Here is a 17026-nt window from a genome sequence, read left to right on the forward strand (position 1 = left end):
CCCGGCCGCTCCCCCGTCAGCGCGGGGAGGGGCCGGGGCCGGACGCGTGTGCGGCCAACGCCGCGTTGAGGTCGCGCAGTTCGGCGTACGCCCGGGAGCAGGAGCGGCATCCGGCCAGGTGCCGGCGGAGCCCGCCGTTCCTGGGTGCGCCCCTGCGCCGGACGGCCGCGCCGAGCAGTGGGGCGTAGGGCCGGCACCGCTCGTCACCGGCCGCGGCCGGGCCGAGCTGGGCGCACAGGTAGGCCTCGCGCAGCCCTTCGCGGGCCCGGAAGGCCAGCGAGGTCACGGCGCTGGGTGTGATCCCGAACAGCGCCGGCATGTGGTGGGGGCAGTCGTCCTCGACGAGCGTGTGCCACAGGACCGCCTTCCAGCGCCCGGGCAGGGAGTGGAAGGAGCGGGCGGCCAGCCGGCGGTCCTCTTCGGACAGCAGCCGCTGCTGCGGGTCCTGGCCGGACGGTCCCGGGCCGCACCAGGATTCGACGTCGGGGGTCAAGACGGTCCGGCCGTCTCCCGTGCGCCACTCGATGGCGGTGTGACGCACCACCGCCAGTAGGTACGGACGCCAGTGATCCCGCGGCCCGGCGCCGGAGCGGACGGCCTGGAGGGTGCGGACGAAGGCCTCCGAGACGAGGTCTTCGGCGTCCTGCGGGGCCCGGCACCAACCCCGCGCGCAGGCCAGCAGGGCGCCCAGGTGGCGCCGGTACAACAGGTCGCAGACATCGGCGTCCACGGCGCCCCGGGCGTAGGAGCTCCTGAGTCGCCGGATGAGTTCCCGGTCGCCGGGTGGCACCGCGACGCCGGACCGTGCCTCGTCCTCGGGCGGTGCGGCGTCGCCGGAAGGCGCACCGGCCGTGGTGCGGTCGGAGCCGGACATGACGATCGCTCCTTGCTCGCGTCGGGGCCGGCCGCCGCGGGGCGACGGCACGGCGCGGTGCCGGCCCGAAGTCGCTCGGACCGGCACCGCTCTCGGGGCGACGCGGGGAGTGGGAGGGAGCGTCACCCCGAGGGTCTCAGCGGCAGGCCCGCCCGCCGTTGATGCAGCGCACGGCGCCGGCCATCAGCCCGTCCGACATGACGTTGATGAAGTCCCCGTGGTCGGTCACCGGCTTGTGCAGTTGCTCGGGGAAGCTGTCCACGGCGAACCGGGCGCCGGGGGCCACCGCGTAGGTGATCCGCTGTACGAGCTGCGGGATGGCCTTGAACCCGCGCGGGCAGGAGCCGTCGCCGCGGGCGAAGGCCACGTGGGTGCGGTGGTTGGCGCTGTCGGCGTTCTTCCCGTCCCAGCAGCTCTGGAAGCTGAACGTCCGTACGACGTCACTGCCCTTGGGGCAGATCGGGTACTTGTCCTTCAACTGGCGGTTCTCGAACCCGGTGCAGCTCCAGGAAGCGTTCGCGTTGGCCGTGCCGTTGGTGAGGGCCTTCGCGTCACCGGTGATGATCCGCAGGAAGCGCGGCATGGCGGTGACCGGTCCCGTGGCGCTGCCCTTGAAGTCGATCGTCACCTGCTTCGGCTGGAGGATGGTGCCGACGTTGGCGTCCTGGCCGCCGCCCGGTGCCTTCGCGTCCTTCTCCGCCCGGCCGTCGCGCAGCCGCAGCACCGGCCAGTAGTAGGTGGACTGGTCCCCGTTCGTGCAGGTGGTGCCGGAGGCGGCGAGGCTGTTGTTCGTGGAGAACCCGTCGGTCGTCTTGTTGCCCACGTAGTCGTGCATGTGGTGCGCGCCGTTGCCCACGCCCGGCGCGACGATCACGTTGTCCGGGTTGAGGTGGCGGTTCTCGTTGCGCCCGCACTGGACGGAGAAGGACCCCTTGGACGCCGCCGCCTGGGGGGCGGGGGTGCGTACGTTCGGCTTCACCGTGCTGATGACGACGAAGTCGGAGCGCGCCGGACCGCTGCCGTTGCCACTGCCCTTGCCACTGCCCTTGTCCTGGGCGAGTCCTTGCGCGTCGGCCGCGGCGCCCGCCTCGGCGGCGGTATCGGCGGCGTCGGCGGCCGGGGCCTGCTTCATCGAGCAGCCGCTGAGCGCCTCCAGCCCCTGGGGGCGGGCGGTGGAGCGGCCGATGGCGTCGGCCATGCCGGTGATGGTCTTCTGCCGCTTGCCCTTCAACTCGCCGAGCAGCGCGTCACCCTGGGCCCGCCCGGTGGCCAGGCGCTGGTAGGAGTCGGCTATCTGGGTGTCCAACTGCGCCAGGTCCTGGTCGACTTCGGCCCGTACGGGTTCCGGCACCTCACGGAGCCGGTCGCCCACGTCGGGACAGTCGATGGTGGCGGTCACCGGCGCCGAGCGCGCGGAGTCCTGTCCCGCGGAGGCCGCCTGTTCGACGACTACGACTGCGCCGCCGCCCAGGACCAGGGCGGACACGAGGGCGAGGGCCTTGTGGGACGGCCTCAGTCGGCGCTTGTGGCCTTTGGGGCTCATTCGATCACTTCACTTCGTCGGTCGGGGAACGGTGGAAGGGGCGGGCGAGACGTCCGCCAGGCCGTCGAAATCGACGAGGCCGCTGGCTTCGAGGACCGAGATGTGGTCCAGGACGGTGTTGTTGGCGTCCGTGGCCAGGTCCCGCACCATCGAGTTGCGCGTCTGCGCGCGGATCTGGGCGACCAGGGTGAACACCTTGCCGTGCGCCCGGCGCAGCAGCTGGACGAACAGGCGCTCGTACTCGTTGCCCTGGGCCTTGTCGAGCTGGTCGAGCCAGCCCTGCTGCTGGACGCTGGGCCGGTCCGGCAGTTCCATTCCGAGCGCTTGGCCCACGTCCCGGACGTGGCGGTCGAGTGCGGTGTGGCCTTCGATGAGGTGTTCGCCTGCGGTGCGGACGGCGGGCCGCACAGCCCGCTGTTGCGCCTGCCGTCCCGCGGGGAGCTCCCACAGTCCGGCGAGCCGCACCTTGCGGACGAAGTCCCGGTCCTGGGGCGTCAGCGGCCCGAAGGCGGTGCTCAGCGTGCCTGCGCCGTCGTCGTCGGCGGAGGGGGCGGCGGCGGCCGCGGCCGTGGTGCCGCCGAACTTCTGCACGGGGACCAGCAGCGCGACCAGCGTGAACGCGAGGGCGCCGATGACGATGAGCGTCCCCATCACGTGCCGCGAGGCAACCGACATGGCGGCGACGTTCGACCGGCGGAATGACAGCACTGTGCCTCCTTGCTGCGTGGGCAGGGAGGGGCGGCGTGGCCGGAGTGTCCGGCAGCCACGCCGTGTGCACCCGAGCTCCCTGGGTGCCAAGGGACGCTAGCGCCAGTCGGGGCGCCCGTTCGGAAGGACCATCACGAACGGACAAAGATCCGGGCAACACCTCGTACGGCTGGTACGGTGCCGCGTTCGGCCCGTGCGCGCCGAGGCGCCCGATCCCCTTGGCGTGTCGGCCAGTTGTCCGGAATTGCCATCATTCGCGGGGAGTAGGGCGACCAGCTCTTCCGGAGGATTCGGCGCCGGGCGCACGTGCCACAGGGTGGACGGGACCACAGCCCCGTCGAAAGGAACGGCCTTCCTGTGCACATGAAACGCCTCACGCCGCTGCTCGCCGCAGCGGGCCTGGTCGCCACCGCACTTCCGCTGCTCACGGCCCCCCACGCCTCCGCCGCGCCGGTCGCCGAATTCGTCGCGCGCGCACCCGCTTGGCAGCGGTGCGCTCCCGAGCAGCCGGCCGCGTACGAGTGCGCGACCATCAAGGTACCGCTGGACTACCGGCGCCCCTACGGGCGCACGATCGACCTCGCCATATCCAGGATGAAGAGCGAGAACCCGGCGAAGCGGCACGGTGTGATGCTGCTGAATCCGGGCGGTCCGGGCGGCCCGGGACTCGACCTGCCGCTCATGATGAACGAGCGGATGCCCAAGGAGGTCCGCGACCAGTACGACCTGATCGGATTCGACCCGCGCGGAGTCGGTGCCAGCAGTCCGGTCAGCTGCGGACTGCAGCCGGACGAGGAGAACATCCTGCGGCCGTACCGGCCGGAGAACTTCCCCTCCGACGTGGCCTGGGCGCGGACCGTGGCCGACAAGTGCCGTGAGAAGGCGGGGACGGTGCTGCCCTTCATCACCACGCGCAACACCGCACGGGACATGGACGCGATCCGTTCGGCACTGGGCGAGCGGAGGATCTCCTACCTGGGCTACTCCTACGGGACCTACCTGGGCGCGGTCTATACGCAGATGTTCCCGGCCCGCACGGACCGCTTCGTACTGGACAGCGGCGTGGACCCGCAGCGGATCTGGCGCGGGATGTTCCAGGTGTGGGCGAGCGAGGCGGAGCCCGCTTTCGCGCGCTGGACGCGGTGGACGGCGCAGCGTTCGGCCGAGTACGGGCTCGGCGGCACCCCGCAGGCGGTGTCGGACACGTTCTGGGCGCTGGTGGCCCGGGCCGACAAGGACCCGATCCCGCTGGACGGAATGAAGCTGACGGGGGATGACATCCGGGCGCGACGGGCGCTCTTCTTCTACCCCGCCCAGGCGGCCCCCGCCGTCAAGGCGCTCAAGGACGCGGCCGACGGCAAGCCGGCGACGCTGTCCCCGGCGCAGCGGAAGCTGCTGGTTCCGGCCTCTGGGCCGGCCTCGGACAACGGGACGGCCGTGTTGCTGGCCGTGGTGTGCGGGGACACGGAGTGGCCGCGCTATCCGGAGCAGTACGAGCGGGAGACGGTGCGGGACAAGGCTCGGTACCCGCTGTACGGGGACTTCACGTCCGGGGTGAAGCCGTGCGCCTTCTGGCCGAGGCCGATCGAGGCCGCCACGCCGATGAGGACCGGGGCCCCGGTCCTGACCGTGCAGAACGAGTCGGACTCGCAGACCCCGCTGGTCAGCGGGCAGGGTCTGCACCGCGCGCTGGTCGGCTCGCGGATGGTGCTGGCGGAGGGCGGCGAGGGCCACGGCGTGTACCTGATCGATCCCGCCTCGTGCGTCAGCGCACCGGTCGGTGCGTACCTCACCACGGGCCGGCTGCCCTCGCGGGACGTGACCTGCCGTAGCGTCCCCGGCTCGGCCGAGCGGCGCGCCGCCTCGCCGGGCCCGTCGCTGCCGTCGCCGTTCCTGTTCTGACCCTTCCCGTACCGCATGCTCGGTGCCCGCGCGACGCCCCCGACGCCTCGAAACGGCGCGGGGGCGTTCGTGTGCGCACGGGGGCGCTTCAGGCCGGTCGGGAGTCCCGCGCCCGCGCCAGCAGCCCCGACAGCAGGACCTCCAGCGTCTCGCGCAGCGTGGGGGCGAAGTCGACGCACAGCGCGGCCAGCGACGGGTCGGCTTCGTAGGCCGCCCGCATGGCGGCGGAGGGGTGGGCGTGGGCCCAGACCGCGCCGCTGACCATGGTCGCGGACAGCACGAAGCGGAACGCGTCCTGTTCACCCAGCTCCGGGAGGTGACGGGTGATCTGTCCGGCCAGGGCGGTGGCGTTGGCCATGGCGGCCCGCTTGTAGGCGGCGGCGACCTGCGGGGAGACGTTCCGCTCCAGTACGGCGGCCTGGGCGCCGATCAGGTCGCACAGCACCGGGCGGTCGACGAGGGCCTGCGCCAGGCAGGCCGCTATCCGGTCGGCCCGCTCGGCGGCCGGGGCACCTTCCACCGCCCGGGCGAGCGCGCCGTCGAGGTGGGCGACGAGCTCGTGGGAGGCGTCGTCGAGGAGTTCCAGCAGGACGGCCTCACGGGACTCGAAGTAGCGCAGCACGTTCGACTTGGCGAGGCAGACCCTGCGCGCGAGTTCGTTCAGCGTCACCTGGGCGACCGGCATCTGCGTGAGCATGGCGGCCGCCGCCTCCAGGATCGCCTGGCGGCGGGCGGCGCGCTGCTCCTCGCTGCGGGCGCGCTGGAACTTCGTAGGCAAGGTCACGCCACCAGCGTACAGACCTGCGGTCTGTTGTTATCAGACCAGCGGTCTGCTAGCTTCGAAGGAGCATCAGACCGCCGGTCTGTTATTGCGCTTCCCATCGAGGAGTACGTCATGTACGCCGTTCCCGACCAGTCCGGAAAGCTCGCCGTCGTCACCGGCTCCAACAGCGGCACGGGCAAGGAGGCCGCCCGCCGGCTCGCCGAGGCGGGCGCTCACGTCGTGCTCGCGGTGCGTACGCCCGCCAAGGGGGAGCAGGCCCGCGCCGAGATCCTGGCCCGGCACCCGCACGCCCGGCTGGAGGTGCGCCGGATCGACCTGGCCGACCTCGCCTCGGTCGCCGCCTTCGCCGACGCGTTCCTCGCCGACGGCGTCCCGCTCGACCTGCTGGTCAACAACGCCGGGGTGATGGCGCCGCCGGCCCGGATGACCACCGCCGACGGTTTCGAGCTCCAGTTCGGCAGCAACTTCCTCGGCCCGCTGGCGCTGACGGTGCGGCTGCTGCCGGCCCTCCTGAGCGCGCCCGCCCCGCGCGTCACGACGATGAGCAGCGCCACCGCCAACTTCGGCAGGGTCGACTTCACCGACCTCCAGTGGGAGCGGCGGCGCTACGTCCCGATGCTCACCTACGCCCAGTCCAAGCTGGCCGACCTGATGATGGCCCGCCACCTGGCCGTCCTCGCCGAAGAGCAGAAGTGGCCCCTGCGCAGCACCGCCGCCCACCCCGGCTACACGAAGACCAACCTCCAGACCGCCGGTGCCAGCCTCGGCCGGGGCAGGCCCTCGCGGCTCCACGGCCTGGTCAGCGCGGTGGACTTCCTCCCGAAGCAGGAGGTCGGCCCGGGCACGGAACCGCTGCTGTACGCCGCCACGAGCCCCGAGGCGAGCGCCGGCGGCTACTACGGCCCGACCGGGACGTTCGGCATGGTCGGCCCGACGGGCGAGTCCCGCATCACCCGGCGCGCCCTGGACCCCGCCGCCAACGCCCGGCTCTGGGCCGAAGCGGAGCGCCTCACCGGCGTCGGCCCCGCAGTGGCCGCCGCAGCCGGCTGACCGGCGCGGGCGGGGGCGGGCCGGAGGCGCCGGCGCGGGAGCCCCGCAGCGGGGTGAGCAGTCCCGCGCCCACGAGCAGCAGGCAGAACACCCCGCCCGCCAGGCTGACGGCGGGGACCCCGTGGCGCGCGGCCAGCGCGGTGACCGCGGCGGCCCCCGCCGGGCCCGAGGCGTTGTGCACCGTCCAGAAGGCGGCCGTGACCCGGCCCAACAGGTGCTGCGGAGTCACCTCCTGACGCAGGGTCATGGAGCAGACGCCGCCCACGGTCAGCCCGAACATGAACAGGGCGGCGAGTACGGCGATGACCGGCACGCTGCGGCTGACGCCGATTCCGGCGAACCCCACCGCGGTCGCCGCGACCGAGCCCAGCCAGCAGACCCCGAATCCGAGCCTGCGGCGCAGGGCCGCGGCGGTGACGGCGCCGACGAGCGTGCCCAGCCCGCTCACCGCCATCACGTAGCCGAGGATGGCGGAGCTCTGGTGCAGGTCCTCCTCGACCCGGTAGATCAGCAGGTCGGTCGCGCCGACGGTGAGAAAGGTCAGCAGCGTGAGCAGGACGGTCAGCGGACGCAGCAGCGGATGCGCCCACAGGAACCGGAACCCCGCCACGAACACCTCGCGCAGCACCCCGGCGCCGCGCGGTCCGGGCCGCTCGCCCGCTTCGCCGGGCCGCGGCGTGAACCGGACCCGGAGCAGGCTGGCGGCGGACACCAGGAACGTCGCGCCGTCCAGCCCCAGGGCCCAGGCCGCCCCCACCCCGCCGGTGAGGAGCCCGGCGACCACCGGCCCGAGCAGCGTCCCCAGGGCGAAGGTCCCCATCAGCCGCCCGTTGGCCCGGATCAGGTCCTCGGGCGGCACCAGGCTCGGCACCGCCGTCACGTAGGCCACGTCGAAGAGGCTTTTCAGCACACCGACCGGCGCGGTCAGCAGGTACAGCAGCCAGATCCGGGGCCCGGCGAGCCACAGGAAGGGCACCGCGCCCAGCAGCAGGCCCCGCGCCAGGTCGCAGACGATCATCAGCCGACGGCGGTCCACCCGGTCGACCACGTAGCCGGCGAAGGTTCCGCTCACCACCGCGGTGGCCGCGCCGACCACCGTGACGAGGCCCATCTGGAAGACGGAGCCCGTGGCGGCCAGTACCAGCATCGGCAGCGCGACCGCGGAGGCGGATCCGCCGAGGACGGACAGGGCCTGGCCGAGCCAGAAGACGTTGAAGTCCCGGTTGTGGGAGAGGGACTTCACCCGAGGAGGGCGTACACCGTGGAGGCCGTCGCGGCGGGTTCGGAGGAGCCCTCGGGGGTCATGGTGATGTCGGCGAAGGCCATGCGCTTGCCGAGCTTGGTGATCCGTACGTGGATCAGCACATCGGCGTCGGTCACGGGCCGTTGGAAGCTCGTGGACTGCTGGACGGTGGTCATCGGACCGTAGCCCCCGCGGGCAGCGCAGACGGCGATGACGGTGGCGGTGTCGGCGGCCGCCATCAGCGCCTGGCCCGAGAGCCCGCCGCCGTCGCGGGCCAGACCCTTCGACCACGGAAGCCGCAGGACGGCGTGCCGCTCGCCGGTCTCCTGGACGGTGAGGCCGAGGGCGAGCACCCAGGGGGCGAAGTTCTCGGCGAGGATCTGTTCCGCGTCAGCCGGTGTGAAGGTCATCAGAGGATTGTGGCGGCCCGGCCGGGCCGCCACAACACCCCTTCCGCTACCGGTTCACAGGCTCGCCGCGAGCTCCGTGCCCTGCCGGATGGCCCGCTTGGCGTCCAGTTCGGCGGCCACGTCGGCGCCGCCGATCAGGTGGGCGTCGACACCGGCCGCGCGCAGCGCCTCGTACAGGTCACGGCGCGGCTCCTGCCCGGTGCACAGGACCACGGTGTCGGCGGGGACCAGGCGCTGCTCGCCGTCGACGGTGATGTGCAGGCCCTCGTCGTCGATGCGGTCGTACGTCGCCCCGGCGACCGAGACGACGCCACGGTGCTTGAGCTCGGCTCGGTGGATCCAGCCGGTGGTGGTGCCGAGACCGGCGCCGACCTTGGTGGTCTTGCGCTGGAGCAGGTGGACGCGGCGCGGCGGCGCGGGGCGCTCGGGCGCGACGAGCCCGCCGGGGCCGGTGTAGGCGGTGTCGACGCCCCAGTGGCGGAAGTAGACGGCCGGGTCCTGGGAGGCCCCCTCGCCGCTGTCCGTGAGGAACTCGGCCACGTCGAAGCCGATGCCTCCGGCGCCGACGACGGCGACGCGCTCGCCGACCGGGGCTCCGTCGCGCAGGACGTCGAGGTAGGTCACCACGTTCGGGTGGTCGACGCCCTCGATGTCGGGGGTGCGGGGGGTGACGCCGGTGGCGACGACGACCTCGTCGTAGCCCTGGAGGGTCTCGACGTCGGCGCGGGTGTCGAGCCGGACCTCCACACCACGCTCCACGAGCTGGTTGCCGTAGTAGCGGATGGTCTCCTCGAACTCCTCCTTGCCGGGGATGCGGCGGGCGATGTCGAGCTGGCCGCCGATGTGACCGGAGGCCTCGAAGAGGGTGACGGCGTGACCGCGTTCGGCGGCGGAGACGGCGCAGGCGAGACCGGCCGGCCCCGCGCCGACGACGGCGACGCGCTTCTTCGACTGCGTGGGCGACAGGACCAGTTCGGTCTCGTGGCAGGCGCGCGGGTTGACCAGGCAGCTGGTGATCTTGCCGCTGAAGGTGTGGTCGAGGCAGGCCTGGTTGCAGCCGATGCAGGTGTTGATGGTCTCGGAGGCGCCGGCGCGGGCCTTGTTGACGAAGTCGGCGTCGGCGAGGAAGGGGCGGGCCAGCGACACCAGGTCGGCGCGCCCGTCGGCCAGCAACTCCTCGGCGATCTCGGGGGTGTTGATGCGGTTGCTGGTGACGAGGGGGACGGACACCGCGCCCATGATCCGCTTGGTGACCCAGGTGTAGGCGCCGCGCGGGACGGAGGTGGCGATGGTGGGGATGCGGGCCTCGTGCCAGCCGATGCCGGTGTTGATGATGGTGGCGCCGGCCGCCTCGATCTCCTTGGCGAGGCGGACGACCTCTTCCAGGGTGGATCCGCCGGGGATCAGGTCGAGCATCGAGAGGCGGTAGATGAGGATGAACTCCTCGCCCACGGCCTCGCGGGTGCGCCGCACGATCTCCAGCGGGAAGCGGACGCGGTTCTCGTACGCGCCGCCCCAGCGGTCGGTCCGCCGGTTCGTGGCGGCGGCGATGAACTCGTTGATCAGGTAACCCTCGGAGCCCATGATCTCGACGCCGTCGTAGCCGGCCAGCTTGGCGAGGCGGGCGGCGCGGACGAAGTCCTCGACGGTCCGCTCGACCTCGATGTCGCTGAGCTCGTTGGGAACGAACGGACTGATGGGGGCCTGGAGGGCGGAGGGGGCGACGAGGTCCTTGTGGTAGGCGTAGCGGCCGAAGTGGAGGATCTGCATCGCGATCTTCCCGCCTTCGGCGTGCACCGCCCGGGTGATCACCCGGTGCTCGGCGGCCTCGTCCTCGGTGGTCAGGCGGGATCCGCCCTCGAAGGGGCGGCCGGCGTCGTTGGGGGCGATGCCGCCGGTGACGATCAGGCCGGCGCCGCCACGGGCGCGTTCGGCGTAGAAGGCGGCGAGGCGCTCGAAGCCGCCCTCGTGCTCTTCGAGGCCGGTGTGCATCGATCCCATGATCACGCGGTTCGGCAGCGTGGTGAAGCCGAGGTCCAGGGGGCTCAGCAGGTGCGGGTACCGGGTCATGGGGGATGTGCCTCCTCGCGCGGGGTGATGAACCTGTTCTAGCGAGGGACACCGCATTTTGCAACTAGGTGCATAACCGGTCGGGGCGCCGGGTCCCGCCATTCCCGGGCCCGGCGCCCGCGCCCGGCCGGCCCTGTGGCGCAGTTCACGCACGCGGGCGGACCGGAGCGGCTACGGGTCTGGCCCGGTGCAGGCGGACCGTGACGAGCTGGAACGGGCGCAAGGTCAGGGGAAGCGCGCCGTCGGGGGTGAGGGCGCCGAGCGCGGTACGTGGCAGGGGCCGCTCCAGCAGGTCGCACTCGGCGGCCCCCGTCGGCGCGAAATCCGTGGTCAGGGTGGCCGTAGCCCGGCCGCCCAGGGACTCGTACACCCGCACCACGACGTCCCCGCTGCGGTCCTCGGCCAGCTTCACCGCCTCCACCACCACCGCGTCGTTGTCCACCGCCACCAGCGGAGCCACCGGACCCGCCCCGGACACCACCCGCTCCGGCAGGTTCAGCGCGTGCCCTTCGCGTACGGCGTCGGCGATCGACGCGCCGGGCGCGAGCGAGAAGGCCACGGTGTGGGTGCCCTGGTCGGCCTCCGGGTCGGGATAGCGCGGGGCGCGCAGGAGGGAGAGCCGGATGGTGGTGGTCTGCCCGCCGTCGGGGCGCACGTCCCGGGTGACGTCGTGGCCGTACGTGGAGTCGTTGAGGAGGGCGGCGCCCCAGCCGGGTTCCTCGGCGTGGATCCACCGGTGGGCGCAGATCTCGAACTTGGCCGCCTCCCAGGAGGTGTTGGTGTGGGTGGCCCGGTACACGTGCCCGAACTGGGTCTCGGAGGCGGAGCGGTCGGCCTTCACGTCGAGCGGGAAGGCAGCCTTGAGGATCTTCTCCGTCTCGTACCAGTCCACCTCGGTACGGATGTCGACCGTCTTGGCGCCCGCCCGCAGCGCGATCGACTGCACCACCCCGGAGGAGCCGAAGGAGCGCACGGCCCGGACCGTCGCAGACCGCGTTCCGGCTCCGGTCACGTGCAGTGAGTCCAGGTCCACCAGGTCGGTCACCCGGTGGCGGTAGGAGGCGTCCAGGTCCCAGGCGTCCCACATGTTCGGGAAGTCGGGGTGGATCTGCAGGAGGTTGGCGGCGGCGCCCGGGGCGACGGACTCCCGGCCGGCCTCCAGGTCGTACGCGGACACGATGAGCCCGCGCCCGTCGATCTCCACCCGCAGCCGCCCGTTGGCGAGGACGTACCCGCCGCCCGCCCGCTCCGCGACGGTGACCGGCTCCCCGGCGGGTTCCGGTGTACCGGCTCCGCCGGCCGGGACACCGCGCCGGGCGTGCGGGGCGCAGTTGAAGACGAGTTCCCGCGTCCCCTTGCCCGCCAGGGCGAGCTGCGCTGCCAGGGTGATCGCGCCGAGCTCCTCCCGTACCCGGGCGTACGTCTCGCGCGCCTCGCGGTGCACCCACGCGATGGAGGACCCGGGCAGGATGTCGTGGAACTGGTGGAGCAGCACGGTCTTCCAGATCCGCTCCAGGTCCTCGTACGGGTAGGCGTAGCCCGAGACCCGCACGGCGGCGGTCGCCGCCCACAACTCCGCCTCGCGCAGCAGGGATTCGGCGCGCCGGTTGCCCTGCTTGGTCTTGGCCTGCGAGGTGTACGTGCCCCGGTGCAGCTCCAGGTACAGCTCCCCGGCCCACACCGGTGCGTCCGGGTACTCCGCGTGCGCCTTCTCGAAGAAGGCGTCGGGCCGTTCGATCTCCACGCGCGGCGAGCCCTCCAGGTCCCGCTGGCGCCCGGCCCGCGCCAGGTGCTCCCGGGTGGGGCCGCCACCCCCGTCACCCCAGCCGAACGGCACCAGCGAGCGCGAACCGCGCCCCTTCTCGCGGTAGTTTCGTGCCGCGTGGGCCAGCTGTGCGCCCCCGAGATCGCTGTTGTAGGTGTCGACGGGCGGGAAGTGCGTGAAGACGCGCGTGCCGTCGATGCCCTCCCACCAGAAGGTGTGGTGGGGGAACGCGTTGACCTGGGACCAGCAGATCTTCTGGGTCAGGAACCACGTGGAACCGGAGAGCTTGACGATCTGTGGCAGGGCGGCGGTGTAGCCGAAGGAGTCGGGCAGCCAGACGTTGCGGGTCTCGATCCCGAACTCGTCCAGGAAGAACTTCTTGCCGTAGAGGAACTGGCGGACCATGGCCTCGCCGCCCACCATGTTGGTGTCGGACTCCACCCACATGCCGCCGACCGGCACGAACTGCCCGTCGGCGATCTTCTTCTTGATCCGCTGGAAGAGCTCGGGCCGGTGGGTCTTGATCCAGTCGAGCTGCTGGGCCTGCGACATGGCGAAGACGAACTCGGGGTGCTCGTCCATCAGGTTCACCATGTTCGACGTCGTCCGCGCCACCTTGCGGACCGTCTCGCGCAGCGGCCACAGCCACGCGGAGTCGATGTGCGCGTGGCCGACCGCGCTGATCCGGTGCGCGGAGGCGTGGGCGGGGGCGGCGAGCACCGCGGTCAGCCGGGCCCGGGCGTCGGCCGCAGTGCCGGGGACGTCGTCGAGGTCCAGGGCGTCCAGCGCGGCGTCGACGGCGCGCAGGACCGCGTAGCGCCGGGCGTCGCCCTCGTCGAGCTGCGTCATGAGGGCGTGCAGGACGTCCAGGTCCTGTACGAGTTCCCACACCTCGCCCTCGAAGACGGTGAGGTCCATCCGGGCGAGCCGGTAGAGGGGCCGGTCCCCGCTGGTCTGCCGGTCCCCCTCGTACGTGGGCCGGTGGTCGACCAGTACGGGGTTGGCGGCGGCTTCGACGTACCACTCGATCCGCTCGCCGCCCTCGGCGCGGTCGGTGACGCGCACCCAGTCGTTGTACGGGTTGAGCGCCTTGATCTCGGCGCCGTCGGGGCCGTGGACCAGGCCCTCGCACTGGAAGCCTGGCATCATGCGGTCGAAGCCGAGGTCGAGGACGGCTTCGACGGTGCGGCCCGCCCAGTCGGCCGGGACGGTGCCGGTGACCTTGAACCAGGTGGTGTCCCAGGCCGGGCCCCACGGGTCCCCGACCGCGCAGGGCTCGTAGCGGGCCGCCAGCCCCTGCGCCACCGGGACGGGCTCGCCCGGCGCGTCCCAGCGTTCGACGGTCAGCGGGAGGGAGCGGGAGTGGACGGCGGGCGCGACGCGCTCCTTGAGGACCCGGCGGAGGCGGAGTTCGGCAACGCTGCGGTCGTCGTGCATGACGGCTGCTCCAGGAGAGGGAGGGGCGGGTGACGGGCGGTGGCTCAGAGCTTGACGGCTCCCTCGCCCACGCCCTTGAAGAAGAAACGCTGGAGGGCGAAGAAGAGGAGCATCATCGGGATGAGCGCGGCCATCGCTCCGGCGGCGATGATCCGCTGGTCGTTGACGGTGGTGGCGCCCGCCAGGGTCTTCAACCCGAGTTGAAGGGTGTAGTGCTCGCTGTCGGTGAGGACCAGCAGGGGCCACAGGAAGTCGTCCCAGGCGCCCATGAAACTGGTGATGCAGACGACGGCCAGGGCGCCCTTGGCGGACGGCAGGAACACCCGGGTGAACCGGGTCCACTCGCCCGCCCCGTCCAGCAGTGCGGCCTCCTCGATCTCCCGGGGGACGGCGAGGAAGGCCGCCCGCATGACCATGATGTTGAGTACGGAGACGGCGCCCGGCAGCCACACCCCGACGAGCGTGTCGACCAGGCCCATCCCGCGCACGGTGAGGAACATGGAGATCATGACGGACTCGAAGGGGAACATCAGGGTGGCCACCAGGACGGTGAAGACGCTCCGGCGGCCCTTCCAGCCGGTGCGGGAGAGCGCGTAGCCCGCCATCGAGCCGAAGGCGAGGTTCGAGGTGACGGCGAGGGCCGCCACCACCAGCGTATTGCCGGTGTACTGCAGCATCGGGAACGATTCGGCGACCCGGACGTAGTTGTCGAGGGTGGGCCGCGACGGCAGGACGCCGTCGTACACGTTCTCCGTACGGCCGCGCAGCGAGGTCAGGAACTGCCAGACGATCGGCCCGAGCATGACGACCAGCACCAGGCTCAAAGTGGCGTACCGGCCGGCCCGGGCGGCCCGCGTGCTCAACTCTCGTCCCCCCTCGACAGGCGGCGGCCCAGCAGGCTGAACACCAGCGTCAGGAGGAACAGCAGGAGGGACACGGCGGAGGCGTAACCGGTCTCGCCGGAGAACCCGAGGCCGACCTGCCGGATCAGGAACGGCAGGGTACGGGCTCCCCCGCCGGGGCCGCCGCTCTCGCCGCCCAGGATGTAGATCTCGGTGAACACGCGCAGCGCGGAGATCGCCGAGAGGGTTCCGACGAGCAGCATCATCGGTTTCACCTGGGGGACGGTGACGCTGAAGAAGCGCCGGACGGCGCCCGCGCCGTCGAGGGCGGCAGCCTCGTAGAGCGAGACGGGGACGTTCCCGAGGGCCGCCAGGTAGAAGACCATGTAGTAGCCGAGGCCCTTCCACACGGTCACGACCATCGCGGAGACCAGCAGCATCGTGCTGTCCGTCAGGAAGGGGACCGGCTCCGAGACGACACGGAGCGCTCGCAGGACGGTGTTGACCAGGCCGTCGCTGCGCAGTACCCACTGCCACATCAGGCCGACGACCACCGCGGAGGCGATCACGGGGGTGTAGAAGGCCGAACGGAAGAACCCGATGCCGGGGATCTTCGTACGCACCAGGACGGCGAGGGCCAGCGGGAGCAGGACCAGGCAGGGCACGACGACCAGCAGGTACAGGACGCTGTTGCCGGTCGCGAGCCAGAAGTCGGGATCTGCGAAGGCACGGCGGTAGTTGGCGAAGCCGGTGAAGCGGCCCGCGCGCAGGATCTGTGCGTCCGTGAAGGAGAGGATCACGGTGTTCAGGAACGGCCAGATGCTGAACACGAGCACCAGCAGCAGCCCGGGCGCGAGGAAGAGGTACGGGGCCCAGCGTGCGGGCCCGGGCGGCCGGTCGTGAAACCCGGCCGCGGCCGGGCCGGGCGCCGCCGTCATTTCCGGGCCGCGTTGGCGAGCAGCCTGTTCGCCTCCTCCTGCGCCTTCCTCACCGCCGTCCTGGCGTCCTGTTGGCCCTGGATGGCCTTCTGCACCTCGCGGACGACGGCGTCGCCGACCTGGCTGGTCCACTGGACGGGGGTGTTCGCGTCGAGCTGGGCGCTCCTCAGCTCCTCGGCGCCCACCGCGCGCGCCAGCGTCTCGGCGTCCGTGCCGTCGCCCCTGTCGGAGAAGTAGGGGTCCGCCAGGCCCGCGGCGTTGGAGGGGTAGATGGTGGCCTTCTTGGAGAAGGCCACCTGGTTGGGGCCGTTGGTGACCCATTTGGCGAATTCCGCCGCAGCGTCCGGGTGCGGGGTGTCCTTGCGGATGCCGAGCGACTGGGCGTAGATGCCGATGTGGCCGAGCCGTCCGGTGACGGCGCCCGCGACGCGGGTGGTGGCGTAGACCTGGGGGGCGTTCTGCTTGATGTCCTTGACGAAGCCCGGTGAGCCGGGGCCGAAGACGAGTTTGCCCGCGCCGTAGAGCTGGTTGATGTCGTCGGACTTGAGGAGGGATTCCTTGGGCATGGCGCCCTTGGCGTAGAGGGACTTCATCCGCTCGACCCACTCGACGGCCTTGGGGGTGTCGAAGGCGAAGGCGTCCTTCGTGCCGTTCAGGACCGGGACGCCCATCTTCTGCCAGTCCCCGGGGAGCCGTCCCTTGGGGTCGGCCATGAAGGCGGAGTACCGGCCGCCGGACCGTGCGGCGATCTGCTCGGCGTAGTCGAAGAACTGCTCCACGCCGGCCGGCGGCTTGGCGGGGTCCAGACCCGCCTCCCGGAAGAGGTCGGTGTTGTACGTGAGGATCTCGGGGGTCACGTACCAGGGGTAGGCGTACACGCTGTCGCCCTTGCCGGGCAATTTGAACTGCTCCCAGGCTCCGGGGACGTACTCCTCGGCGATCTGCGGGTCGAGTCTGGCGACGTCGGCGAGCATGCCGCGGTCGCCGAGGAGTTGGAAGGAGTCGGTGGAGAGGTTGACGACGTCGGGGAGGGCTCCGGCCTGGGCGTCGGCGACGAGTTTCTCGTTGTAGCCGTCGCCCGGCACGTCCTCCCACTTCACCTTCACCTCGGGATGTTTCCGCTGGAAGGCGTCGATGACTCCCTGGACGTACGTGGTGAACACGGGTTTCAGCTGGAGCGTGCGGAAGGTGATCTCGCCGGCCACCTTGCCGGTCTTCGCCGCTTCCCGCGCCGGTCCCGGGCCGCCGCCGACCCCGCATGCGGCGCTCGACAAGAAGGTGCCCGTCGCGAGGGCGGCGAGGACGGTGCGGGTCATGGGGGAACGGGGCATCGTCGGGGCCTCCAGGGGGATTCCGGCAGCGCTGCCGGAGAGCGGTGACCACGCTCGCCCGGATCCGGGGGCCCGTCAACGTGGCCGGGGAGCCGCTGGCCGGGCCGCTGCGGGTACCGCGTCCCCACG

The 17026-nt window shown here is 72.0% G+C and carries 13 protein-coding genes; 2 read left to right on the forward strand and 11 right to left on the reverse strand.

Annotated elements, in window-relative coordinates:
* Positions 1–16 precede the first annotated feature (16 nt).
* The 3 genes from IE207_RS16180 to IE207_RS16190 all read right to left on the reverse strand — a co-directional run bounded on the left by IE207_RS16180 (position 17) and on the right by IE207_RS16190 (position 3092).
* The gene (locus tag IE207_RS16180) at positions 17–874 is read right to left on the reverse strand and encodes an RNA polymerase sigma factor (RefSeq protein ID WP_190184904.1); all 858 of its coding nucleotides are present in this window, start codon (positions 872–874) and stop codon (positions 17–19) included.
* 136 nt (positions 875–1010) lie between these two features.
* Complete coding sequence (locus tag IE207_RS16185; protein WP_190184905.1) at positions 1011–2417, reverse strand: DUF1996 domain-containing protein; 1407 nt, start codon at positions 2415–2417, stop codon at positions 1011–1013.
* A 9-nt stretch (positions 2418–2426) separates the two neighbouring features.
* Positions 2427–3092: a DUF4142 domain-containing protein gene (locus tag IE207_RS16190; protein ID WP_190184906.1), complete on the reverse strand. Its 666-nt coding sequence runs from the start codon at positions 3090–3092 to the stop codon at positions 2427–2429.
* A 396-nt stretch (positions 3093–3488) separates the two neighbouring features.
* Between IE207_RS16190 and IE207_RS16195 the strand changes: the two genes are divergently transcribed.
* Entirely contained in the window at positions 3489–5027 is a 1539-nt protein-coding gene (locus tag IE207_RS16195) for an alpha/beta hydrolase (protein WP_190184907.1), read from the forward strand.
* Positions 5028–5115: 88 nt separating this feature from the next.
* Here the strand turns inward: IE207_RS16195 and IE207_RS16200 are convergent, their stop codons facing one another.
* The gene (locus IE207_RS16200; RefSeq protein ID WP_190185118.1) at positions 5116–5805 is read right to left on the reverse strand and encodes a TetR/AcrR family transcriptional regulator; all 690 of its coding nucleotides are present in this window, start codon (positions 5803–5805) and stop codon (positions 5116–5118) included.
* 117 nt (positions 5806–5922) lie between these two features.
* On the opposite strand from IE207_RS16200, the gene IE207_RS16205 reads away from it, so the two are divergent.
* On the forward strand, positions 5923–6861 hold the full coding sequence (locus tag IE207_RS16205; protein ID WP_190184908.1) for an SDR family oxidoreductase: 939 nt from the start codon (positions 5923–5925) through the stop codon (positions 6859–6861).
* Here the strand turns inward: IE207_RS16205 and IE207_RS16210 are convergent.
* The 7 genes from IE207_RS16210 to IE207_RS16240 all read right to left on the reverse strand — a co-directional run bounded on the left by IE207_RS16210 (position 6821) and on the right by IE207_RS16240 (position 16897).
* Positions 6821–8104, reverse strand: a complete 1284-nt coding sequence (locus IE207_RS16210; protein ID WP_190184909.1) for an MFS transporter — start codon at positions 8102–8104, stop codon at positions 6821–6823. The genes IE207_RS16205 and IE207_RS16210 overlap by 41 nt on opposite strands.
* Positions 8101–8514: a PaaI family thioesterase gene (locus tag IE207_RS16215; RefSeq protein ID WP_190184910.1), complete on the reverse strand. Its 414-nt coding sequence runs from the start codon at positions 8512–8514 to the stop codon at positions 8101–8103. The genes IE207_RS16210 and IE207_RS16215 overlap by 4 nt, the downstream gene beginning before the upstream one ends.
* A 54-nt stretch (positions 8515–8568) precedes the next feature.
* Positions 8569–10584, reverse strand: a complete 2016-nt coding sequence (locus tag IE207_RS16220) for an NADPH-dependent 2,4-dienoyl-CoA reductase (RefSeq protein ID WP_190184911.1) — start codon at positions 10582–10584, stop codon at positions 8569–8571.
* 145 nt (positions 10585–10729) lie between these two features.
* Positions 10730–13786, reverse strand: coding sequence for an alpha-mannosidase (locus IE207_RS16225; RefSeq protein ID WP_190184912.1), 3057 nt, complete (start codon positions 13784–13786; stop codon positions 10730–10732).
* Between the two features lie 44 nt (positions 13787–13830).
* The gene (locus IE207_RS16230) at positions 13831–14589 is read right to left on the reverse strand and encodes a carbohydrate ABC transporter permease (protein ID WP_373304719.1); all 759 of its coding nucleotides are present in this window, start codon (positions 14587–14589) and stop codon (positions 13831–13833) included.
* Between the two features lie 56 nt (positions 14590–14645).
* Positions 14646–15566: a carbohydrate ABC transporter permease gene (locus IE207_RS16235; protein WP_190184914.1), complete on the reverse strand. Its 921-nt coding sequence runs from the start codon at positions 15564–15566 to the stop codon at positions 14646–14648.
* Positions 15563–16897 (reverse strand): ABC transporter substrate-binding protein, encoded by a 1335-nt coding sequence (locus IE207_RS16240; RefSeq protein WP_229873769.1) that lies wholly within the window; start codon positions 16895–16897, stop codon positions 15563–15565. The genes IE207_RS16235 and IE207_RS16240 overlap by 4 nt, the downstream gene beginning before the upstream one ends.
* Positions 16898–17026: the final 129 nt, after the last annotated feature.

Origin of the sequence: Streptomyces cirratus (assembly GCF_014650775.1) — a bacterium.
GTDB classification, from domain to species: domain Bacteria; phylum Actinomycetota; class Actinomycetes; order Streptomycetales; family Streptomycetaceae; genus Streptomyces; species Streptomyces cirratus.

Bases quoted from the DNA above. Each gene is read 5' to 3' on its own strand.
- IE207_RS16180 (WP_190184904.1), bottom strand. From the start codon at position 874: ATGTCCGGCTCCGACCGCACCACGGCCGGTGCGCCTTCCGGCGACGCC.
- IE207_RS16185 (WP_190184905.1), bottom strand. From the start codon at position 2,417: ATGAGCCCCAAAGGCCACAAGCGCCGACTGAGGCCGTCCCACAAGGCC.
- IE207_RS16190 (WP_190184906.1), bottom strand. From the start codon at position 3,092: ATGTCGGTTGCCTCGCGGCACGTGATGGGGACGCTCATCGTCATCGGC.
- IE207_RS16195 (WP_190184907.1), top strand. From the start codon at position 3,489: ATGAAACGCCTCACGCCGCTGCTCGCCGCAGCGGGCCTGGTCGCCACC.
- IE207_RS16205 (WP_190184908.1), top strand. From the start codon at position 5,923: ATGTACGCCGTTCCCGACCAGTCCGGAAAGCTCGCCGTCGTCACCGGC.
- IE207_RS16215 (WP_190184910.1), bottom strand. From the start codon at position 8,514: ATGACCTTCACACCGGCTGACGCGGAACAGATCCTCGCCGAGAACTTC.
- IE207_RS16220 (WP_190184911.1), bottom strand. From the start codon at position 10,584: ATGACCCGGTACCCGCACCTGCTGAGCCCCCTGGACCTCGGCTTCACC.
- IE207_RS16225 (WP_190184912.1), bottom strand. From the start codon at position 13,786: ATGCACGACGACCGCAGCGTTGCCGAACTCCGCCTCCGCCGGGTCCTC.
- IE207_RS16230 (WP_373304719.1), bottom strand. From the start codon at position 14,589: ATGCTCGGGCCGATCGTCTGGCAGTTCCTGACCTCGCTGCGCGGCCGT.
- IE207_RS16235 (WP_190184914.1), bottom strand. From the start codon at position 15,566: ATGACGGCGGCGCCCGGCCCGGCCGCGGCCGGGTTTCACGACCGGCCG.
- IE207_RS16240 (WP_229873769.1), bottom strand. From the start codon at position 16,897: ATGCCCCGTTCCCCCATGACCCGCACCGTCCTCGCCGCCCTCGCGACG.